Consider the following 20,864-nt stretch of genomic DNA (forward strand, 5'->3'; position numbering starts at 1 on the left):
GGCGTCGATGATGCGTACGGATAGGCTTATTTATGGGGTCAAGTGGCTGCTCGATGGGGCAGCCGCGCCCGTGTTCAAGATGCGGCCGCGGCCCTTCGGTCCAGGCTATCAAACGGTGAAGCGCGGGATCATCACGTCGGCAATCGACAGCGGCCTGCTTCGCGACGGGAAAGAGCTGCCGCGCGGCTATGGCCTCGCCATGGACGAAAGGGTGGTGGAGTATCCCTGGCTGTTCTCGCGATTGTCCAAGGTCGGCACCATGCTCGATGCCGGCTCGACCTTCAATCACGACTTTCTCCTGCGTCGTCCTCCGTTTCGGGGCGCCGATCTCACCATCATGACCCTGGCGCCGGAAAAGCGATGCTATTGGCATGAGGGGTATTCGTACGTGTTCGGCGATCTCAGGAATACGATGTTTGCCGATTGTGTGTTCGACACGATCGCCAGCATCTCGACGATCGAACATATCGGCCTGGATAACAGGATGCTCTATACGGGAAAACCGGAGGATGCGGAATCCGATCAAGATGGCTTTGTCCCGGCCGTCAAGGAGTTCAAGCGCATTCTCAAGCCCGGTGGCAATTGCTTTATCTCGGTGCCATTTGGCAAGCGCGACAACCTCGGCTGGTATCAGGTTTTCGACCGAGCCATGGTTGAAAAGATCGTTGAGACCTTTGGTCCATCGTCGCACCAGATCGACTATTTCGGATATTCGCGCGATGGCTGGTCCCGGCAATCGGCCGCAGCGCTTGCGAACGCAACAGTATATGACGTCCATACGGGCAAGGGATGGGGCGATGACCTGGCGGCATCGTCACGCGCTGTGGCGTGCCTCCAGTTAACAGCATGAACGTCGATTACCTGATTCAGCGGCTGATCGGGCGGGCGACCTGCCGGTTGCAGCGCGACGCCGTGCTCGGCTCTCGGGCAAGGATCAGGAACATCCGGGGCGATACGGACAAGATCGTTGTCGGCCAACATAGTCGTATCCTGGGAGAGCTCTTGACGTTCGCGCACGGCGGAGAGATCAAGATTGGCGAGTGGTGTTATGTCGGAGAGGATAGCCGTATCTGGTCGGCCGCTTCCATCGCCATCGGCAATCGCGTCCTGATCTCGCACTCTGTCAATATATTCGACAACCTCACCCATCCACTTCGGGCGGCGAAACGGCACGAACAGATCAGGCAAATCTTCACCCACGGTCATCCGCGCGAAATCTCGCTCGATGAGAGCCCGGTGACGATCTGCGACGATGCCTGGATTGGCGCCGGCGCAATGGTCCTGCGCGGGGTGACGGTGGGTAAGGGCGGCGTTGTGGCAGCCGGCGCCGTCGTCACCAAGGATGTCCCGGCCTTTTCCATCGTGGCAGGAAATCCGGCGGAGCGCATCAGGGAGATTCCACCTGATGAAAGGTGAGCAGAAATTCACGACGTGGGAAGAAGCCGTGGTTTGGCTGCGCAATCAGCCGGACCAACGTCAGCTTGTGCTCGACGCGTTCTATGACGACCCTCTGATCGATGCGGCCGAGCGTTATTTTACCAGTGCCGAATGGCAGGCGGTTTCGAAGTTTTTGGAGAATCGAACCGGCAAGGCGCTCGACGTCGGCGCTGGGCGCGGAATTGCGAGCTACGCGCTGGCGCGAAGCGGATTTGCGGTCACAGCGCTCGAGCCTGATCCCAGCGCGGTGGTCGGGACGGCGGCGATCCGTGGTCTGGCGACCGAGGCTGGCCTGCCGATCGAGGTGGTCGAGGAGTTTTCCGAGCGCCTCCCGTTCGCTGACGGCGTGTTCGATGTCGTGTTCGCGCGGGCCGTGCTGCACCATATGCGCGATCTCGACAGCGCCTGCCGGGAAATGTTCCGCGTGCTTCGTCCCGGCGGAATGCTCATCGCCGCGCGCGAACACGTGATCAGCAGGGAATCCGATCTCGGGGCATTCCTCGATCAGCATCCCCTGCATCACCTCTATGGCGGCGAGCACGCGTATCTTCTCGATCGATATATCGGCGCGTTGAGGAATGCGGGATTTGCTGCGATCGACGTGCTCTCGCCACTCAAGAGCCCGATCAATCTGTTTCCCCATACAATCGAGACGCTGCGAGCGGCCGTCGTGGAAAGATTGACAGACAAGATTCCGGTCAAGCCCGTTTGGCGCGCCGCGCTCGCTTCCAGGAGCGTCTTCACCTCGCTGCTTTCGATGGCAGAGCGCTTTGACCACCGGCCCGGCCGGCTTTACTCGTTTGTCTGTCACAAGGCACAGTCATGAGCATGTGGGTTACCGGCGCCAATGGCTTCATTGGCCGGCATCTCGTTCGAGTGCTGGCCGATCGGGGCCATCGCGTTCACGGCATCGGTCACGGCGCGATCGGGGAAGCCGAACGGCATCGCATCGGTCTCGAGCATTGGCTGAACGGCGAGATCGATGCGGCCAATCTCAACGCACTTGCGGAGCGCGCCGGACTGCCATCGACGATCTTCCATCTGGCCGGCGGATCGTCGGTCGGATTGTCGATCGCGCAGCCGTTTGAGGATTTTTCTCGCACCGTTACGAGCACGGCCAGGCTGCTGGAGTGGCTGCGCGGGGCCGCGAGGGATTGTCGCTTGATTGTCGCGTCGAGCGCGGCAGTCTATGGAGACGGTCATGGGGGAGCGATTGCGGTAGATGCCGCAACGCTTCCGATGTCGCCCTATGGGCAGCACAAGCTGATGATGGAGCAACTGTGCCGCAGCTATGCCATCACGTTTGGGATTCGCAGTACGGTGGCGCGGTTGTTCTCGGTCTACGGCCCAAACTTGCGCAAGCAATTGCCATGGGACATCTGCTCCCGCTTGCAAGCTGGTGAGCGGAACCTGGTGTTGGGAGGAACAGGTGCGGAGGTGCGGGACTGGACCGATGTTCGCGACGTCGCCCGGCTGTTGTCCGTGATCGGCGGAACGCCACAGGCGGAGACCTTTCAAGTGATCAACGCTGGCTCCGGGCTTGGAACGACGGTGGCACGGGTTGCCGCCATGCTTGCAGAATGCTGGGGCGGAATCGTATCGGTACGATATTCGGGCATTGTACGCGCCGGCGATCCGTCCAGTCTGCTGGCGGACGACGCAACGGTCCGCGCTCTGCCCTTCGACTGGACGATCTCGCCTGAACAGGGCTTTGCGGACTATGTCTCGTGGTTCAAGGGTCATAGCCGGTGAAGGAGGGTGCGCCGCTGCGTCTCGCTTTTACGCATATTCCCCGCAGGCTCTGGGCCGGCGGCTACAACTATCAAAGCAATCTATTTCAGGCGCTGAGCAAGTTCCGCACCGGCGAGTTTGCGCCCGTCCTGTTTGCCGGGACCGGTGACGATGATGCCGATCTTGCGCCGCTTGCCGCGATACCTGATGTGGAGGTGGTGCGATCGGCGGCGTTCGACGGCCGTGCCGGTTTGGCTGCGGCGCTGGCATGGGGATTGGACCGGGAGGCGGCGGCAGAATTCCGGACGCATCGCATCGACGCCGTCTTCGAAGCTGCTCGCTTCTTTGGCTGGCGACTGCCTTATCCCGCAGTAGCCTGGTTTCCCGATTTTCAGCATCGACGATTGCCGCGGCTGTTTCCGGCGGCGGCGCGGTGGCGTCGCGAAGCCGGCTTCCGAATGCAGATCGCATCCGGGCGTACCGTCATGCTGAGCAGCGAAAGCTCGCATCGCGACTTCCGGAAGTTCTATCCCGGAGCGAAGAACCAGGTCTGTGTGGTTCGTTTCGCGACCGGGCCGTCGCCGGCGTTCCTGACCGCAAATCCGGCTGAGATCGTTGCGCAGTATCAGTTGCCTGAAAAATATTTTTACCTGCCAAATCAGTTCTACACGCACAAGAATCACCAGGTGGTCGTCGATGCGCTGGCCATCCTGGCGGAGCGAGGGTTCGATGCGGTCGTGTGCGCCTCGGGCAGCACCGAAGATCGTCGCGAGCGAGGCTATTTCGATGAGGTCATGGCGGGCGTCCGAAGTCGCGGGCTCGAAAAACACTTCCGTCATCTGGGAATGATTCCGCTTTCGCATGTCTACGCATTGCTGCGGGCGTGCACCGGGCTGATCAATCCGTCGCGATCGGAGGGATGGAGCACAACCGTCGAGGAGGCGAAATCGTTTGGCGTGCCAATGATATTGTCTGATCTTGATGTCCACCGCGAACAGACCAACGATACGGCGAGCTATTTCGCGACGGATGATCCCGCGACCCTGGCCGATCACATTGTGCGAGTCTCGCAGGATTCCGAAGTTTCGATCATTCGAAATCAGGTTCCGCATCAAAACGACCGCGTGGCTGCCTTTGCGGCTGATTTTGCCGATGCGCTTCGAACTGCAATGCAGCCATTTGGAAGATAGCATCCTGCCGTCGCGGCGGGCCACTAAGGCTCGCGGGATATCCTTGCGCGCCGGGACATAAATTAGCTCTTCGGCTCGTTCGCTGCCAAACCAAATGAATCTCGTGGCGTGATGTACCAGAGAAGGAAAAGGATGGAGCAACCGTGGGTGAGCAGCACTGTGGTCAGGGGCACGTTGAGAAGTGCCTGCACAATGACGGCGCCCGAGATCAGGATGAACCGTGGCGGCAAACCTGCAGAAACTCGATTGCCAAGCGCTATCACGAGCCCCGACACGAGCGCCGTAAATGGGGCAAAGAAGGCTCCCACGGAGGCGATACCTTCCGTCGCAAACAGCGACGCATTGAATTGTCCGCCAATGCCAAAAGCATTGTAAATGACGTTCGCCAACTGCTCCTGATAGGGGCAAGCGACGAAGGGTTTCAGCAAGAATACCTGACAGAAATTCGTTACGGGATGAGTGAAGAAAAAGCCATTGTAATAGTCCATGGCCAATGAGGGAATCGCGATCATCCGAAAGTTCACGAGCCCAAAATAGGGGATGGCCAGACTGTAAGGCAACATCCCCTGCTGGAACAGGATGATTAGCAACAATCCGACGGATATCGGCACCAGCAGCGAAAGAGTGACAGCAAGCTTGAAGTTGAAATACCTCGAAAGGGCCAACATTGCCACGAGCCAAAACGGCGTGAACAGGGCCAGTTTGCTCAGCGTGATCGGGTAGAACATCAACAACAGAAACAGAGCCGCGCCGGCGCGCCAAATATTTCCGCGTCCCACAAAACAGGCGAATGCAAATGGTAGCAGCGCGTTGGATGTTATTCCGATCACGTAGTTCAGAATCACCGGAAATCCAAGTTCGGAGCGGTAGTTGTAGATGTTTTCAATCGTGACAAATTTGAAGCTGTAGCTGGCACCGATGAGGATCGTCGCGAAACTCAGCGACAGAATCAGAGTGAGCAGACGGTCCAATCCCGATTGGGACAAAGTATAGATTTGGCGAATGGGCGAGGAGATGAACAGGGCCGGCAACAAGAACGCGATCGCCGATGCCGCAGCAGAAAGCCCGGCTAACCGATGATTGTAGACCAACTCTGAAAAACTATTCAGCCACAAATACCCCGTGAGCATCGTATAGGAATAGAAGCCGACGATGTAACCGAAGCTATTTCCGGCAAATGCAAAAAGCACTGAAATGAGGGCAAATGCAGCTATCAGGACGATAGCGTTAGGCAGGCGCGAAGGATGAAAGGATATGTAGTACTCCGAATAATAGTGGGCGGTATAAACGAGAGAAATACAGGATACCGCGATCAGAACCCAGTTCAGGAGGATCAGGCCCTGACGCTTCCCGAACAGAAGGTTTGGTACGGACATTTGCCTTTGCACGGTCAGATTTTCCATTTTTCGGGGGCCGGCATCTAGGTTTGCGATGGCTTACATTCGGGGTTTTCCGAGCTTAGGCAAGCGAAAGCTGGCAGGCACCTGCACCATTTGAGGAATCAACGAGGGTCAGCTTGCAATCTCCGTAGCCGAGCCAAGAGTGTCAGCGAAAAGGTTGGTTCGTAGTTCTTGCAATCGGCTGCTGAAACGTCGCGCCTTCTTGGCTGAGGTCGTCAGATTCGGGCCCTTGCGTCGCATGACGCAGTCCGGGTTCGGTAAGTCCGGTCTCCCGGGTTGACAATGTTTGAATAGCCAGTGAGGACATATTATGAATGTCGGCCGGCTAGGTCGTATCAGGCGATCAGATCCACGAACAAGTGTCTAGCGACAACAGTTGTTTGACTATCGAGAATGGCCTTGTTGCTTGCTAAGCTTGTCATCGCAATGTAGTCGGTCAGTATAGGGACGTATGATGATCAGATTTGGCCTGCTCGGGTGTGGGCGCATTGCCAAGCGTCATTCCGAGTTGCTCGGAGGCGGCTATATCAACGGAGCAAAGCTCGTCGCAGTCTGCGACCCGATCCGGGAGCGGGCTGACGCGATTGCATCGAAATTCGTCGTACCGGCGGATTATGATATCGATGCCTTTCTCGCTCGAACGGATATCGACGCGGTGGCGGTGCTGACGCCGAGCGGGATGCATCCTGCACATGTCATCGCCTGTGCCAAGGCCGGAAAACACGCCATCGTCGAGAAGCCGATGGCATTGCGGCTTCAGGACGCCGACGACATGATCCGCGCCTGCGACGAGGCCGGCGTCAAGCTGTTCGTCGTCAAGCAGAATCGCTTCAACGTTCCGGTGGTGAAGGCGCGCGAGGCGCTAGAGGCCGGCCGCTTCGGCCGCCTGATACTCGGCACCGTGCGCGTCCGCTGGTGCCGCGACCAGGCCTATTACGACCAGGATGCCTGGCGTGGCACCTGGGCTTATGACGGCGGCGTGCTCTCGAATCAGGCCAGCCATCACGTCGACATGCTGGAATGGTTTTTCGGCGACGTCGTCAGCGTTCACGCCCGCGCGGCGACGGCGCTGGCAAAGATCGAGGCCGAGGACACGGCGGTCGCGACGCTGAAGTTCCGCAACGGTGCGCTCGGGATCATCGAGGCGACCACGGCCGCGCGTCCAACCGACCTCGAAGGCTCGCTTTCGATTCTCGGAGAGAAGGGAACGGTTGAAATCGCCGGCTTTGCCGTCAACCAGATCCGGCACTGGCGCTTTGTCGAGGAACTTGCCTCGGACAGAGACGTGATCGAGAAGTTTTCCGTCAATCCGCCGAACGTCTACGGCTTCGGCCATCAGGCCTATTACCAGCACGTGATCGACTGCCTGGTCAACCAGCGCTCCGCGCTGGTTGATGGTCTCGAGGGGCGCAAGAGCCTGGAACTGATTTCGGCGCTCTACGAATCAATCGAGACGGGCGCCGAGGTGCCGCTTCGCTTCGCGCCTCGGCTGGGCCGGCTCGGTGTCGTGTCGTGAACCGGCCGGAGATGCATCAGGCGGGCGTGCGCGATGTCGCGTTCGGCGCGCGTGTCAAGATCGTCGAGCCGTGTAATCTCTACGGCTGCAAAATCGGCGATGATTGCTTTGTCGGGCCGTTCACCGAGATCCAGAAGGGCGTCGTGATCGGCGCCCGCACGCGGGTGCAGTCTCATGCCTTCATCTGCGAGCTGGTCACGATCGGCGAAGACTGCTTTGTCGGGCACGGGGTGATGTTCGTGAACGACACGTTTTCGACCGGCGGCCCGGCCCGCGGCAACAGGGATTTATGGCGCGAGACCGCGATCGGAAACCGCGTCTCGATCGGCTCCAACGCCACCATCATGCCGGTGAGGATCGCCGATGACGTCGTGATCGGCGCAGGCTCCGTTGTGACCAAGGACATCACGATACCCGGAACCTATGCCGGCAATCCGGCGCGACGGCTGCTGACGGACAAGTAGGAAGACGACCGATGCCAGTGCCTTTTGCGGATCTGCAACTGCAGTATCAGACCATCAAGAGCGAGATCGATGGCGCGATTGCCTCCGTCATCCGCGACAACGCGTTCATTCGCGGGTCCTACGTCGACGCGTTCGAACGGGAGTTCGCCGCTGCCGTTGACGTCAAGCATTGCGTGTCCTGCGCCAACGGCACCGATGCGCTGTATCTCGCCATGGCCGCGCTGAAGGTCAGGCCGGGCGACGAGGTGATCACCACGGCGCATTCCTGGATCAGCACGTCCGCAATGATCACGCATGCCGGCGCCACCGTGGTGTTCTGCGACACCGACGGCTCGACCTTCACGATCGATCCGGCGGCGATCGAGGCCGCGATCACGCCACGCACCGTCGGCATCATCCCCGTGCATCTGTACGGGCAGCCGGCCGACATGGACGCGATCATGGCCATCGCGAGCAAGCATAAGCTCTGGGTGATCGAGGACTGCGCGCAGGCGCATCTGGCGCGTTACAAAGGCCAGCAGGTCGGTACGTTTGGCGCGGCCGCGACCTATTCGTTCTATCCAGGCAAGAATCTCGGCGCGATGGGCGATGCCGGCGCCGTCGTCACCAACGACGGCGCGCTCGCGGAGCACATGACGATGCTGGCGCGGCACGGCGGTCTGGTAAAGCATCAGCATCATATCGAGGGCATCAACAGCCGGCTCGACGGCATGCAGGCTGCGATCCTGTCGGCGAAACTGCCGCATCTCGCGCAGTGGACCAAGGCGCGTCAGGACGCGGCAAAAGCGTACGACGCCGGCCTCAACCAGATCGAGGATGTGATCGTGCCTCAGGTCGCGCCTGACCGCACCCACGTCTATCATCTCTACACGATCAGGCATCCGCGCCGCGCCGCGCTGGCGGCGCATCTGAACGCGAACGGCGTGCAGACCGCGATCAACTATCCGACAGCGCTGCCGTTCCTTGCCGCGTATCGGCGGTTTGACCATCGTCCCGAGCAATTTCCGAATGCGTTCGCCGATCAGGGACGCATCCTGTCGCTGCCGATGTTTGCGGAAATCGCTACCGAACAACTCCAAAGTGTCATCGATCTCATCCGCGCGTTCCGCTGACCAGGGTCGATGCGGTATCATGGTAGTCGTCGATTCCCACCGCAGTCCCGATAATTGTTATTTGGATCAATGCGTTACGGGGAAAGGCAATTTGCCGAAGTAAGAGCTATGGTGCCTTTTTTCTGTGTGTTCCGGCTGGCCTCTCGCAGAAGGACTGTTTAGAAGCGGCCATACCAGATCGGGTACCTCATTCTTCAGGGTAGCTTGGCTTGGCGAAGGGAACCGAGAAGTTGCGGAAAATTTTGCTGACAGGCGCAGGCGGATTTATCGGATCCCACCTCGCGGAGGAACTGGTCCGCCTCAATTTCGCGGTCCGTGCGTTTGTGCACTACAACAGCATGGGCTCGCACGGCTGGCTTGATTCCTCTCCACCCGAGATACGCAAGGAACTCGACATATTCGCAGGCAACGTGTGCGATCCGAATGGCGTGCGCACAGCGATGAAGGGATGCGATGCCGTCCTGCATCTCGCAGCGCTAATCGCGATTCCCTATTCCTACCATTCGCCGGACACTTACGTCGAAACCAACATCCGCGGCACCCTCAATGTGCTGCAGGCGGCGCGAGATCTCGGCGTTGAGCATTTGGTGCACACCTCCACCAGCGAGGTCTATGGCACGGCCCAGTTCGTTCCGATCACGGAAGACCATCGTCTGCAGGGGCAATCGCCCTATTCCGCGACCAAGATCGGCGCGGATCAGCTCGCGCTGTCGTTCGAGCGTTCGTTCGGGACGCCGGTCACCGTGGTGCGGCCGTTTAATACCTACGGTCCCCGGCAATCGGCGCGCGCGGTGATCCCGACCATCATTACCCAGATCGCTGCGGGCGCGCGCAAGGTCAAGCTCGGCAGCATCCATCCAACGCGCGATTTCAATTATGTCGCCGACACCGTCGGCGGCTTCCTGGCGGCGCTCGACTCGAAAGCCGGTATCGGCGAGGTCATCAATATCGGTAGCGCGTTCGAGGTCTCGATTGGCGATGTCGCGCGCATGATCGCAGAATTGATGGGCGTGACGATCGAGATCGAGCAAGACGACGTCCGCGTCCGCCCCGAGCGCAGTGAAGTTGATCGCCTATGGGCCAGCAACGCCAAGGCGCATAAGCTTCTCGGCTGGTCGCCGCGTTTTGCCGGCGTGGATGGCCTGCGCAAGGGCCTCGAACAGACCATCGCCTGGTTCACCAAGCAGGAGAACCTGTCTCGTTATCGTGCCAATGCGTACACGCTGTGAATAACATGAGCACTTCCTCTGCCCAGGCGAGCCACAATCGTCCCGCCATGCCTGACCTCAAGCCTGTGCTCGACGCCGTGGATGCCGTGCTCGGTACGGCCGCTCGCCCCGTCGAGTTGCACGAGCCGCGCTTTGGTGAGCGCGAGCGTGAGCTGGTGCTCGATTGCATCGATACCAACTGGGTGTCGTCCGCGGGCAAATATGTCACTCGTTTCGAGGAAATGGTCGCCGCCGCGACCGGCTCGCGCCATGCGGTGGCGATCGTCAACGGTACCGCCGCGCTTCATGCCGCATTGGTGCTCGAAGGTGTCGAGCAAGACGACGAGGTGCTGCTGCCTTCAATCACCTTCGTCGCCACAGCGAACGCGGTGAGCCATGCCGGTGCCATCCCGCATTTCGTCGATTCGACCTGGGATACGCTGGGGCTCGATCCTCAAGCGCTCGAGGCGCACCTCGACGCTATCGCCGCGCGGCGGAATGGAGCATGGGTAAACAAGCAGACGGGCCGTCGGCTTCGCGCATTGGTTCCGGTGCACATCTTCGGGCATCCGGTGGACATGGCCGCACTGGGCGCGGTGGCCGCCAAATACGATCTCGCGATCGTCGAGGACGCGACCGAATCGCTTGGTTCGACCCTGAACGGGCAGGGCTGCGGCACCTTTGGCCATTCCGCCGTACTCAGCTTCAACGGCAATAAAATCATCACTACCGGCGGCGGCGGTATGATCGTGACCGACGACGAGGCGCATGCTCGTCACGCGCGACATTTTACCTCTACGGCGAAGAAGGCGCACGCCTGGGCATTCGACCATGACGAGGTCGCCTACAACTACCGCCTGCCGAATATCAATGCGGCGCTTGGTTGTGCGCAGATGGAGCGCCTGTCGGCGATGGTCGATGCCAAGCGCGTCCTCGCCGAGCGTTATCTGCGAGCTTTCAGCGATTTCCCCTGGGCGCGCATCTATCGTGAGCCGAAGGGCTCGCAAAGCAACTACTGGCTCAATACGCTCGTGCTCGATCGCGAATACGCCGCCGAGCGCGACCGGCTGCTCGGGGCCCTGCACGGTCACGGCATTCGCGCAAGGCCGCTGTGGACGCCCATGCACCTCTTGCCGATGTACCGGGACTGCCCGCGTTCGCCGCTTCCAGTCGCCGAAGACATGCATACGCGCTGCATCAACCTGCCGAGCAGCCCCTTTCTGGCCGAAAGCGCCAACAAGAACAAGATCTAATGCCCCGCGTTGTCTTCTTCACCATTCACAGCACGACGCCGTGGTGGAAATACCTGGCGTCGCGCATGGAGTTTGCCGAGGCGGTCGTGCTGAGCGACCTGCGGGATGACGGTGATTATTCACTGGTCGACGATTTCTACCGCTTTATCGATAAGGGAAATGCGGCCTCTGTCGCGCTTGCGCGGTTTGGCGAGGAAGGATGCGCCGATATCATCCTGCGCTGCCGCGTGCTCCGCAGCATCAACCGCGATCTCGCGCTCAAACTGATCGGCGGCATGACCCAGGCGATCGAGCAGGCTTTCGACAAGCTCGATCCGCATCTCGTGGTGACGTTTACCATCGACCGCTATGTCATGGACGTGATGGAGCGGATTGCGCGCCGGCGCGGCATCGATTTTCTCGAAATGACGACATCGATCATTCCCGACCAGGTGATGCTGATGCGTCGCGGACGTCCGGCCAAGTTGCGCGAGCCCTCGATCGAGGACATCGATGCCGCGATCGGTCAGCTCTGCGCCGAAGATTTCGCGCCCGCTTATGTGCGCGATGCCAAACGCTTTTCACGGGCCAGGTTCTGGCGCATATTCGGTTACTACGCCCTGCGTGGTGCCTTCTTCAATGTGTGGCGCTTCGTCAAGCGCGACCGCTACAATTGCCATTATCTCGATGCGCTAAAGCGACTCGAGCACAAGGTGCGCATCCGCGACGTTGCCGCGCTCAAGCTGCTCGACGATGGCTGGGATAAGCGGCTGGCCGATATGCCGCCCGAGCGGCGAGTGTTTCTCGGACTGCAGCTCTTTCCCGAAGCCTCGATGGACTATTGGCTGAAGTCGCAGGACATGCTTGCGCATGACGATGTGCTGGTGCGCTATTGCGAGGTGCTTGGCCGCGCGGGCTATCGCATATTCGTCAAAGATCATCCGCTGCAATTTGGCTTCCGCCAGCGCGAGTTGTTCGGGCGGCTGTCAAAGCTACCCTTCGTGACGCTGGTGCCCTATGATGTGCCGGCTAACCTGCTGATCGGAAAATGCGCGGTCTCGGTGACGTTCACGGGGACGATCGGGCTCCAGGCGGCGTTGGCAGGACTTTGTTCGGTCGCGACCGAACCCTACTATGCAACCGAGCAGCATTTCGTGCACATCCGAGATGTCGACGAAATCGACGTGCTTGCGGAGCGGCTTGCGCGATGGCGTCGGCCTGATGATCTCGCGACGACGCGGCGCGAGATCATGCGGCACCTCGCAGCAATTAGTGCTGCGGGAGATTATTTCGGCTGGCGCAATTTCGATCCTGAAGATGCTGCCGCGCGCGCGTCAGTCGAGCCATTGGCACGTTCGCTGAACGCGCACTTGCCGCACTTCCTGAAGTCCTGCAGAACCGCCGCCTGACGATCACGCAGGGAACACGCTGCAATGGCCGGTGAGGATGGAACAGCGTGATGCGATCCCGTCTCGTTGATCTCGTGACTCGGCCTGCGATTGCGGGCACCGTCTCGGCGCTTATCCTGCGCGCATTGACGCTGGCAAGCCGCTTTCTGTTGTCGCTGCTGCTGGCGCGCATGCTGTCGCCGGTAGAGATGGGGCAGTACGGCCTCCTGACCGCGACGCTGGCGTTCGCGCTGCTCGCGGTCGGGCTCGAATTCTACTCCTACACGCTACGCGAATTGGTGCCAGCGACGCCAGAACGGCGGGCACGGATCATCGCGGATCAGATGACACTTGGCTCGGTAGCGCTGCTTGCGATCGGTGTGATGGTTTTCGGTGCGATTGCCGCGGGTTGGTTTCCAAGCCGTCTCGCACCGTGGTTCGTCGTGATCCTGATCACCGAGCATGTCTCGTTGGAGGCAACGCGGATCCTGATCATCACCTGGCGGCCGGTGCGCGCCTATATCTGCGTGTTCCTTCGCGGCGGGATCTGGGTCTATGCAATGGCGCTCCTGATGTTCGCGGCACCTTCGACGCGGACGCTTGAGACCGTGCTGGTCTTGTGGGCGCTCGGCGGCGTGCTGTCGATCGCCTTTTCCGCTTTCTCGCTCACCGAACTTCCCTGGCGCGAACTGAAGGGATACCGGCCCGACTGGTCGACCATCGGCAGGGGTCTGCGAACGGCGCGCCCCTTCATGTTCACCGCGGTCGGCGCGCTGGTCATCTCCTATGTTGATCGCTTCGTCATTGACATCTTCGTTGGCCGGGATGCGCTCGGCATTTACACATTCTATTCGACGATCCTGATCGGACTGCTGTCGCTGGGCGGATCGGTGTCGCATCAGTTTCTGCCGAAGGTCATCGCGGGGTATGCGGCAGGCGTCGACGCCTACCGCGCTGCACTCCGCTCGTTCGTGTGGTCGATGCTGGCGCTGGCGTCGGGGACGGTGATCGTCAGTAGTGTCGCCATGGCGCCGATGTTGTCGGTGCTCGGACTATCCGCCTATGCGTCGGACATCGGTGTGTTTTATGCCATGCTGCCGGGAATCTTCCTGCGCATGTTGGCCGATGTTCCCTCCTACGCGCTCTATGCAGCGCGGTCGGACAACTATCTCCTGTTCTGCAATGTCGGTTCGGCTGTGGTGTCGACGTTGCTCAATGTCCTGCTGGTTCCCGTGTACGGAATCTTTGGTGCGGCGGTGGCCGGTGGCATCGCCAGCGCCATGCTGCTCCTGTCGCTGGTCGTACTGGCCATCCGGAGAATGCGCGAGACTCGCAGGGAACCCGCCAAATTGGATACTGTCGGCCTTCCAACTGATCCGGACATGCTCTATCCGTGAGCGGCGGGCACTGTCATTGCGGTGTCAAAGTGACTCTGCTATACAACTCTAGGGCGTGTTCCTGACGGCAAAATGCAGCGGCTTACTCAACTGGCGGGCGGTCTCTCGTCACCCGCGATCCTCATCCTTGTGATCTGGTGCGCAGCGCTATTCAGCGTCGCCGTCGGACCAATAGACTATCCGGGACAGCCGTCCATTGTCGTGCTTACCGTCGTCGGCTCGGGCATCGCACTCTTCCTGCTCGGCTATGGGGGGGGCAGGGTCCTCTTCGTCCGCTATTTTTCGCGTCAGGTCGAAATGCCTCCGCTTTCCAGGCGGACGCTGAATCGCATCGTGATCGCTACGTCGCTGTTCGGCATCGTCGGAATTGCGTTGGTCGCGCTTGACCGCACGGTGCTGAGCGGGGTGAGCAATAGTGCCTATTCGGAGCTGTTGCGCTGCGCGCCCGGGCTGGTCGACGCCATATCGATCAAGCGGACACCGCTGCTTTATGCCGGTTATGCGATGTTCTCCTTCGGCTTTGTGTCGGTGGTGCTGTTCTTGCTCAAGGGAGAGGAAATCACGGGATGGGCGGCGGCGCTGGCGCAATTGTCCATCGTCTCTCCAGTCGGTTATGCGGTGCTCTATTCAGGGCGCATGCCGATACTGTTCGTTCTCGTTCTGATTGCGGTGGCGATACTGGTCCGCCTCGCGCAGGGGCGCCCGCCGTTGCCGCGCGGCCATTATCTCATGGTCAAGACCGTCGCCGCGATCGGGCTGTTCGCCGTCTATTCGAGCGCGATCTGGGCGAGCCGGCAGAATTTCTGTATCCAGATGTCGCCACTGATCACCGAGCTGCAGCAAGAGATGGAGCTCAAAGCGCCTTCTGGCGTTGCCAACAAACCGCCCGAGACCGACGAGAAGATCACGGCAACGGATATTAGCAAGCGAATTGCAGGGGCGCGTGCGGCGCCGCCGCCGGAGCAAAAGTCGACTTCCGCAGATGCGGTCCTCGCGATGATGTTGGAAGCTTGGAACGTGAAGCCGCGGGGCTACGTCATCTCCGCGATCGAGTCCAATCGCCTGTCGGCACGTGGCGCGATGATCGGCCTGAGCACCTATTTCTATCTGACCCACGGGGTGCGCACGATCGATATCGTGTGGCACGCACGCGACAAGTTCACGCCGAAATGGGGAGTTTACGAGATCGGAGTACTTTCGCCACTGCTGCGGGTCTTCTTCCCGAACAACCAGCAGGTCGAGGCCCTGGAGGCCGAGCTGAAATCTGCCATGATCTACGGATTCTTCCCGACCGTGTGGGGCGCCGCCTTCATCGACTTCGGCCTTATCGGTGCAATCATTTACATCCTGATCTGGGGCGTCGTGGCAGGCTGGAGCGCGGCGGGAAACAAACGCTGCGACCTAATGACGCCGTTGCTGCTGTTGGTCTTTGTCCTTGCCAGCATCCTGCTCAGCGTGGTGCAGGGGCCGCTGGGTATGGCAAATTCGGCGCTGGTGCTGGTTTCGACGGTAGTGACTGGCTTTATGATCGACTTTGCCAGGCTGCGGTCGGGGTCACCGGAGGATGCCGGGGAGCTTCAGTTGAAGGGTTCGGCCACCTGAGACCGATCAGCGCGCCGGGATGTCGCGCAGCCATGCAACCGTGGCCGCGACGCCTTGCTCCATGTCAAACGGCAGATCGCCGCAGACCGAAGCCGTAGGCTTGAGGTCGAATTGATACTGCGTGAGCACGTTGTTGAGGCGGAATGAATTGAAGGGAAACTTCTTCATCCCGATCGCGTTCACAGCGTCGCCGCACAACGCCAATGCGCGCGCAACGGCGATTGGCAGATGCCGAACGGAGCGAGAGCCGAATGCGCGCTGAAAGGCGTCGCACCAGGCGATGAGATCGATCGGGGTGTAGTCTGCAAGATAAAATGTTCGGCGCTGGATCTGTTCGGCAGGTACCGCGAGCAGGCGCCAGTACTGGAATGCAATGTTGTCGATGTAGCTGTAGGACTTCCAGAGTGGTCCGTGCCCGACGTGGAAATAGGACCCGCGCTCGATCATGCGCAGGAAGCGTTGATAGTGCGCGCTCATGCCGGGCCCCCAGACGGTGGTGGGGCGCGCCAGACACCATTCGCGACCGGCGCCGTCTGCGCTGCGGACGATCTGTTCGGTGCGGACCTTGCTCTTTCCGTACAGTGTGTCCGCCGTGTAGTCGGTGTCACTCTTTGGTACATAGCCGACGCGGCAGACGAGCTGCGACGAGGTCCATATCCCCCGCCTGATCGACGGCGTTAGCCGTACCGCCTCGACCAGATTCTCGACGCCCTCAATGTTAGCGGCATAGCCCGCAAGATTGGTTTTCTCATCGAGGTCGATGCGCGCGGCGAGGTGGACTAGCGCATCCGGTGCCGCGTTCTGCACAGCCTCTTTGAGGCGATCGGCCTCCAGGATATCGCAGACAATATCGGTCGTGGTAGCCGGAACCTTGTCGAGCCCCACGACCGTACACCCTTCGGTGCGCAACCGCCGCACCAATGCCTGGCCGATGAAGCCGGAGCTTCCGGTTACGAGAATTTTCATGCTGATGTCGCTGTCACTGCAGAAGAGCGGTCGCTTGACCGGCTTGCCCGGCTGATCTACCAAATCGACCTATCGATTGCAAATTCCACCGGGATTCTCTCGCGGACAATGCATTTTGTGATCGATCTTGATTTGTCACCCCGGCTCTTGCCCAACTGGCGCACGCTTCATGAAGGCATTCGTCTCAGCCGCGTTCCAGGCGATCAATCGCGTGCTGGAGCCGATCGGCCTGCGCCTAATGCGCACCAACGCGCCGGTCCGGAACTTCGCGCTGTTCTTTAAGCACCTGAAGTCGCTGGGCTTCGAGGTCAAGACGGTGGTCGACGTCGGCATCGCTTTCGGCACCTCGCCGATTTACGACGCGTTCCCGCGCGCGAAGTATTTTCTGATCGAGCCGGTCGCGGAATGCCGTCCCGTGCTCGAGCAACTCAAGCAGCGTCTTGACGCGGAATATTTCCTGGTTGCCGCTGGCGCCGAGAATGGTGAGATCACCTTCAACGTCCATGACGATATCTCGGGCTCGAGCATCTTCGCGCAGGTCGAAGGCACGGCGCTCGATGGCGAAGCGCGGAAGACGCCAATGCGTCGGCTGGATTCATTGCTGCCGGAGAAGCTGGAGCATCCGGTATTCATCAAGGTCGATACCCAGGGTGCCGAGATCGAGGTGCTGAAGGGGCTGGGCTCGCGCATCAATGAAATCGACCTCATGATTCTCGAGACCACGATGATGCCGATGCGCCATGGCATTCCGCAATTCGCCGACATCGTTCGCTTCTGCGACGAGGCAGGGTTCGCGGTCTATGACGTGCTCGAGGGGCACATGCGCTCGCTGGATGGCGCGCTCGCCCAGATCGATCTGGCCTTTGTCCGCAAGGATAGCCCGCTGCGCAGCCAGTCAGCCTATTTCAGCCCCGAACAGCTCGCCGATTATCTCACGCGGCCGAGCAAGCTGCACCACGCGAAGAGCTGATCGCTCGTCGCGCCAGCATTTCACCAGGGCAGCGCTCAGATTTCCGCGAGCAGGATGAACAGGCAGCGGCGCTCGCCCTTGTTCACCATGCCGCCGCGATGCATCCCGTTGCCATCGAACAGCACGCAATTGCCGTAATTCGAGGTCGCGGCGAAATGTCCCTCGCGCAGCCGCGCTACGTCGGGGGAATTGTCGGGCAAGTCGCCGCCGAAATCGGCCTTCTTGCGCAGGAACGCCGGCAGCGCCATGAATTTCTTGCGCGCGTCGGGCCGCCGGCCCGAGAAGCCGCTGAAGTCGTTGGTCCGGCGCACCATGCCTTCGAACCAGCCGATCTTCGCATTCTGGCTGCCGCGGACGTAGCAGAACGGTCCGCCGTCGGGGCCGATCTCGTGGACATAGATCGCGCATTTCAGCATGCCGTAAGTGGCATCGATGTGCAGGTAGCTGCCCCAGGGGTCGGCGAGCTGCGTGTCCGGGAATACCCGCTTCCAGAACGCGAGATCCTGGTCGTTGATTTGCGCATTGACATGCTTCACGCCGGCCGGACGGCCAAGATAGGCGCTCGCGGCCTCCATGATGCCGTAACGCTTGAAGATGTTCTCCACTGCCGCGAAGGCCTCGGGATCGGCGGAGCGCGTGCACCAGTAGACGTTGTCGTCGAACTTGCGCTTCTCCGGCGCAATGCCGGCACGGCGCTCGTCGAGCTTGGCAAAGGCCGGATTGGTCACGCTTCGGATCTGATCGAGTTCATCCGGCGCGAGCGTCAGGCAGACGATGCCGTCGGACTTGATCTTGTTCAGCAACGCCGGGTTGTCGGGCACCGCAGGACGTCGTGCACCGGTCAGCGTGCCGATCGCCCGGCTGGCGCGGATGCGCGCATACATCGAGATGTAGCGCAGCGCCGTCCGTGCGTTGAGACCGCTAAAGCCGGCTTCCTTGGTCAGCAGCGGCATGTTGTCGTAATCGACGATGCGGCGGATGGTGACGAAGGCGAAGGTCCGCAGGAACACGTTCAGTGCGTAAAGCCGCTCGCGGAAAGTCGGTCGGGGGAACATGCCACCATAGGCTGGATGCGCATCATAGTCGATCGAGGGCAGGGTGTTGCCGCGATAGGGCGGGATTGGCAGCTCACTGATGTCGGCGGCACGTGCCGCGGGCACCGCATCCGTGAGGGAATCGATTGCCGTCATGTCACGCTTCTCCGGACCTGGCGAGGATCGTCATAAAGTCGCCCGATCTATACAACCTGCCGCGTTGTACAGGCAATGATGGCCGGCGGTTTATCCGTCCATCCCGGGGGGGTCCGGCGCGACGGCTAAATCGTGGAAATGCTTCGGGAAAGCGTCACGAAGGTCGATCTTTTGAAGGGTTCCAGCAATCTTCTCCGACGCACCCCCACGGCCATAGGGTGGCTCTACGCCCGGATCAGGGGGGAACTGACCTTCGAAGATGCGCGCTAGACCTGCGAGAATGGCGGCCGAATCGGCTGGACAATCGCGGATCGAGGCGGCGCGCAGCCGCCCCTTCTGGCGGTCGCCGATATTGATCGAGGGCACGCCGATAGCGGGTGCCTCCAGGATGCCGCTCGACGAATTGCCGACCACGGCGTCGGCAAGCCGTAGCGCCGCCCAGTAACGCTCGCTGCCAAGCGAGGTGAAGTGAAAAGCGTGGTCTGGCCGCGCCGCGACGAAGGCCTTAATGGCATCGTCGATCGCGCGATAGCCGGGATCGGCGTTGACGCCGGTGAAGATGATGCTGCGGTCCTTGACTTCGGCGAGCGCGCCGAGGAGTGCGGCAACGTTCGTTGCGTCCGTATCCGGCCGTGCCGTGGTTGGATGCAGCGTGACCAGGAGAAAGCGTTCCGGGCCACTGATGCCAAGCTCTGTGAACAGCGCGGTCCGGCTTAGCGCGGGCGCCGTGCTGGCGAGATCAAGGCCCGGTGCGCCGACATTGAAGACGAAATCAGGATTTTCGCCCATCTGGATCACGCGCTGCCTATAGGGCTCGGCCGCCACGAAATGCAGGCAGGCCATCTTCGTGATGGCATGGCGGATCGCGTCGTCGAAGGCGCCGGCGGTGATCTCGCCGCCATGGATGTGAGCGATCGGAATGTTCAACAGCGTCGCCGCGACCGCGGCAGCCAGCACCTCGTAGCGGTCGCCGAGCACGACCAGAACATCCGGCGCGAGCTGGGGAAGCACTTCGGCAAAGCCGGAAACGCCTATGCCGGTACCGCGTGCCACCGTCTCGGCGCGGTCGTCGTGCAGTTGCAGATCGATCTTCGCTGCGATTGAAAAACCGTCGGCCTCGATGGCTCGCCAGGTCTCGCCGAAGCGCGGCATAAGATGCATGCTGCAGGCGATAATGCTGAGTTGGACGTCAGCCATCTCCTTCAGCCGCATCAGGATGCCCCGCAACAATCCGTAGTCGGCCCGCGAACCGGTGACGACGGCGATGCGGCGACTTGCGGTCATGGGGATTTCCGCCATGGCGACGCATCGAGCATACGGTGTTCGATGACATAGGATGCGTAGGCGAGGTCGGCAGCACTCTCGATTTCGATCGAATGCAGGCGGTCCATCATGATGCCGTAGCTTGCGGAGGGATCGGCATAGATCTTTCGGTGCTTGCGCATGGCGTCCCAGCCGACGAGATAGAGCGCACCGTTCATGGTGACTTCAGGCGCCTGGTCCTGCCGTCGCTGCGCCGTCGTCTTCAGCATCTTCTCAACGATGCCGCCAATCGAGCCGTCCTCGCCCAGCGTCCCGACGAAGATTGAGGCCACTTCGGTCTCGCGCATGCCGACCACCAGGCTCGCCTTGCGCCTGGCGAACAGCTCGACCGCTTCGTCAAAATGTTCCGGCCGCGCGAAGGGCGATGATGGTTCCAGCAGCATGATGCCGTCGTAGCGCCGTCCTTCATGCGTCTCGATCCAGTCCATCGCGTGAACCACCACGTCGTTGGAGGAGGCTGTGTCGGTCGCAAGCTCGGCTGGGCGCTCGAACAGCACCTCGGCGCCATGCCGCTTCGCCTCGGCCCGGATCTCCGCGCTGTCGCTGGAGACGATCAGACGCGAGCAGTAGCGCGACTGCCGCGCCGCCCTTGCCTTGTAGCCGACCAGGCTGAGGCCGCCGATCTCGCGCAGATTCTTGCCGGGCAATCCCTTGGATCCGCCGCGGCCCACCAGTAGGAACAAAATCTCAGGCGAATTCGTCATTTACTCTCGACAATCCCGCTGTCAGCGCCGGACA

At 60.8% G+C, this 20,864-nt stretch carries 19 protein-coding genes; 14 read left to right on the forward strand and 5 right to left on the reverse strand.

What is annotated here, in order from left to right; all coding sequences use genetic code 11:
• Window positions 1-7 precede the first annotated feature (7 nt).
• The 5 genes from V1292_RS18315 (at window position 8) to V1292_RS18335 (ending at window position 4,358) form a co-directional block, all read left to right on the forward strand.
• A complete protein-coding gene (locus V1292_RS18315; RefSeq protein ID WP_334374120.1) occupies window positions 8-850 on the forward strand; it encodes a hypothetical protein in 843 nt (280 codons plus the stop codon).
• A complete protein-coding gene (locus V1292_RS18320; protein WP_334374121.1) occupies window positions 847-1,416 on the forward strand; it encodes an acyltransferase in 570 nt (189 codons plus the stop codon). The genes V1292_RS18315 and V1292_RS18320 overlap by 4 nt, the downstream gene beginning before the upstream one ends.
• Window positions 1,406-2,263: a class I SAM-dependent methyltransferase gene (locus V1292_RS18325; protein WP_334374122.1), complete on the forward strand. Its 858-nt coding sequence runs from the start codon at window positions 1,406-1,408 to the stop codon at window positions 2,261-2,263. The genes V1292_RS18320 and V1292_RS18325 overlap by 11 nt, the downstream gene beginning before the upstream one ends.
• A complete protein-coding gene (locus V1292_RS18330; protein WP_334374123.1) occupies window positions 2,260-3,189 on the forward strand; it encodes an NAD-dependent epimerase/dehydratase family protein in 930 nt (309 codons plus the stop codon). The genes V1292_RS18325 and V1292_RS18330 overlap by 4 nt, the downstream gene beginning before the upstream one ends.
• A 230-nt stretch (window positions 3,190-3,419) precedes the next feature.
• Entirely contained in the window at window positions 3,420-4,358 is a 939-nt protein-coding gene (locus V1292_RS18335; RefSeq protein WP_334374124.1) for a glycosyltransferase family 4 protein, read from the forward strand.
• A gap of 62 nt (window positions 4,359-4,420) precedes the next feature.
• On the opposite strand, the gene V1292_RS18340 is transcribed toward V1292_RS18335, so the two are convergent.
• A complete protein-coding gene (locus V1292_RS18340; protein WP_334374125.1) occupies window positions 4,421-5,761 on the reverse strand; it encodes a hypothetical protein in 1,341 nt (446 codons plus the stop codon).
• Between the two features lie 448 nt (window positions 5,762-6,209).
• On the opposite strand from V1292_RS18340, the gene V1292_RS18345 reads away from it, so the two are divergent.
• From V1292_RS18345 to V1292_RS18380, 8 genes are all read left to right on the forward strand, one after another.
• Complete coding sequence (locus V1292_RS18345) at window positions 6,210-7,274, forward strand: Gfo/Idh/MocA family protein (protein WP_334374127.1); 1,065 nt, start codon at window positions 6,210-6,212, stop codon at window positions 7,272-7,274.
• Entirely contained in the window at window positions 7,271-7,738 is a 468-nt protein-coding gene (locus V1292_RS18350) for an acyltransferase (RefSeq protein ID WP_334374128.1), read from the forward strand. Before V1292_RS18345 ends, V1292_RS18350 begins: the two co-directional genes overlap by 4 nt.
• Window positions 7,739-7,749: 11 nt before the next feature.
• The gene (locus V1292_RS18355; RefSeq protein ID WP_334374129.1) at window positions 7,750-8,850 is read left to right on the forward strand and encodes a DegT/DnrJ/EryC1/StrS family aminotransferase; all 1,101 of its coding nucleotides are present in this window, start codon (window positions 7,750-7,752) and stop codon (window positions 8,848-8,850) included.
• Window positions 8,851-9,080: 230 nt separating this feature from the next.
• Entirely contained in the window at window positions 9,081-10,079 is a 999-nt protein-coding gene (locus V1292_RS18360; protein ID WP_334377088.1) for an NAD-dependent 4,6-dehydratase LegB, read from the forward strand.
• 47 nt (window positions 10,080-10,126) lie between these two features.
• Complete coding sequence (locus V1292_RS18365; RefSeq protein ID WP_334374130.1) at window positions 10,127-11,311, forward strand: LegC family aminotransferase; 1,185 nt, start codon at window positions 10,127-10,129, stop codon at window positions 11,309-11,311.
• Window positions 11,311-12,699, forward strand: coding sequence for a hypothetical protein (locus tag V1292_RS18370; RefSeq protein WP_334374131.1), 1,389 nt, complete (start codon window positions 11,311-11,313; stop codon window positions 12,697-12,699). Before V1292_RS18365 ends, V1292_RS18370 begins: the two co-directional genes overlap by 1 nt.
• A gap of 50 nt (window positions 12,700-12,749) precedes the next feature.
• The gene (locus V1292_RS18375; protein ID WP_334374132.1) at window positions 12,750-14,075 is read left to right on the forward strand and encodes a lipopolysaccharide biosynthesis protein; all 1,326 of its coding nucleotides are present in this window, start codon (window positions 12,750-12,752) and stop codon (window positions 14,073-14,075) included.
• Between the two features lie 72 nt (window positions 14,076-14,147).
• Window positions 14,148-15,677, forward strand: coding sequence for a hypothetical protein (locus tag V1292_RS18380; protein WP_334374133.1), 1,530 nt, complete (start codon window positions 14,148-14,150; stop codon window positions 15,675-15,677).
• A gap of 6 nt (window positions 15,678-15,683) precedes the next feature.
• Here V1292_RS18380 and V1292_RS18385 read toward each other — a convergent pair whose 3' ends face one another.
• Window positions 15,684-16,643: an NAD-dependent epimerase/dehydratase family protein gene (locus V1292_RS18385; protein ID WP_334374134.1), complete on the reverse strand. Its 960-nt coding sequence runs from the start codon at window positions 16,641-16,643 to the stop codon at window positions 15,684-15,686.
• Window positions 16,644-16,812: 169 nt separating this feature from the next.
• On the opposite strand from V1292_RS18385, the gene V1292_RS18390 reads away from it, so the two are divergent.
• Window positions 16,813-17,613, forward strand: a complete 801-nt coding sequence (locus V1292_RS18390) for an FkbM family methyltransferase (RefSeq protein WP_334374135.1) — start codon at window positions 16,813-16,815, stop codon at window positions 17,611-17,613.
• 35 nt (window positions 17,614-17,648) lie between these two features.
• On the opposite strand, the gene V1292_RS18395 is transcribed toward V1292_RS18390, so the two are convergent.
• The 3 genes from V1292_RS18395 to V1292_RS18405 all read right to left on the reverse strand — a co-directional run bounded on the left by V1292_RS18395 (window position 17,649) and on the right by V1292_RS18405 (window position 20,830).
• Complete coding sequence (locus V1292_RS18395) at window positions 17,649-18,803, reverse strand: hypothetical protein (RefSeq protein ID WP_334374136.1); 1,155 nt, start codon at window positions 18,801-18,803, stop codon at window positions 17,649-17,651.
• A 90-nt stretch (window positions 18,804-18,893) separates the two neighbouring features.
• Window positions 18,894-20,087: a UDP-N-acetylglucosamine 2-epimerase gene (neuC, locus tag V1292_RS18400; RefSeq protein WP_334374137.1), complete on the reverse strand. Its 1,194-nt coding sequence runs from the start codon at window positions 20,085-20,087 to the stop codon at window positions 18,894-18,896.
• Window positions 20,084-20,830: an acylneuraminate cytidylyltransferase family protein gene (locus V1292_RS18405; protein ID WP_334374138.1), complete on the reverse strand. Its 747-nt coding sequence runs from the start codon at window positions 20,828-20,830 to the stop codon at window positions 20,084-20,086. Before V1292_RS18405 ends, neuC begins: the two co-directional genes overlap by 4 nt.
• Window positions 20,831-20,864 lie beyond the last annotated feature (34 nt).

It is taken from the genome of Bradyrhizobium sp. AZCC 1719 (assembly GCF_036924525.1).
Taxonomy (GTDB): Bacteria; Pseudomonadota; Alphaproteobacteria; order Rhizobiales; family Xanthobacteraceae; genus Bradyrhizobium.

Bases quoted from the DNA above. Each gene is read 5' to 3' on its own strand.
- V1292_RS18315 (WP_334374120.1), top strand. From the start codon at position 8: ATGATGCGTACGGATAGGCTTATTTATGGGGTCAAGTGGCTGCTCGAT.
- V1292_RS18320 (WP_334374121.1), top strand. From the start codon at position 847: ATGAACGTCGATTACCTGATTCAGCGGCTGATCGGGCGGGCGACCTGC.
- V1292_RS18325 (WP_334374122.1), top strand. From the start codon at position 1,406: ATGAAAGGTGAGCAGAAATTCACGACGTGGGAAGAAGCCGTGGTTTGG.
- V1292_RS18330 (WP_334374123.1), top strand. From the start codon at position 2,260: ATGAGCATGTGGGTTACCGGCGCCAATGGCTTCATTGGCCGGCATCTC.
- V1292_RS18340 (WP_334374125.1), bottom strand. From the start codon at position 5,761: ATGGAAAATCTGACCGTGCAAAGGCAAATGTCCGTACCAAACCTTCTG.
- V1292_RS18345 (WP_334374127.1), top strand. From the start codon at position 6,210: ATGATGATCAGATTTGGCCTGCTCGGGTGTGGGCGCATTGCCAAGCGT.
- V1292_RS18355 (WP_334374129.1), top strand. From the start codon at position 7,750: ATGCCAGTGCCTTTTGCGGATCTGCAACTGCAGTATCAGACCATCAAG.
- V1292_RS18365 (WP_334374130.1), top strand. From the start codon at position 10,127: ATGCCTGACCTCAAGCCTGTGCTCGACGCCGTGGATGCCGTGCTCGGT.
- V1292_RS18370 (WP_334374131.1), top strand. From the start codon at position 11,311: ATGCCCCGCGTTGTCTTCTTCACCATTCACAGCACGACGCCGTGGTGG.
- V1292_RS18375 (WP_334374132.1), top strand. From the start codon at position 12,750: ATGCGATCCCGTCTCGTTGATCTCGTGACTCGGCCTGCGATTGCGGGC.
- V1292_RS18380 (WP_334374133.1), top strand. From the start codon at position 14,148: ATGCAGCGGCTTACTCAACTGGCGGGCGGTCTCTCGTCACCCGCGATC.
- V1292_RS18385 (WP_334374134.1), bottom strand. From the start codon at position 16,643: ATGAAAATTCTCGTAACCGGAAGCTCCGGCTTCATCGGCCAGGCATTG.
- V1292_RS18390 (WP_334374135.1), top strand. From the start codon at position 16,813: ATGAAGGCATTCGTCTCAGCCGCGTTCCAGGCGATCAATCGCGTGCTG.
- V1292_RS18395 (WP_334374136.1), bottom strand. From the start codon at position 18,803: ATGACGGCAATCGATTCCCTCACGGATGCGGTGCCCGCGGCACGTGCC.
- neuC (WP_334374137.1), bottom strand. From the start codon at position 20,087: ATGACCGCAAGTCGCCGCATCGCCGTCGTCACCGGTTCGCGGGCCGAC.
- V1292_RS18405 (WP_334374138.1), bottom strand. From the start codon at position 20,830: ATGACGAATTCGCCTGAGATTTTGTTCCTACTGGTGGGCCGCGGCGGA.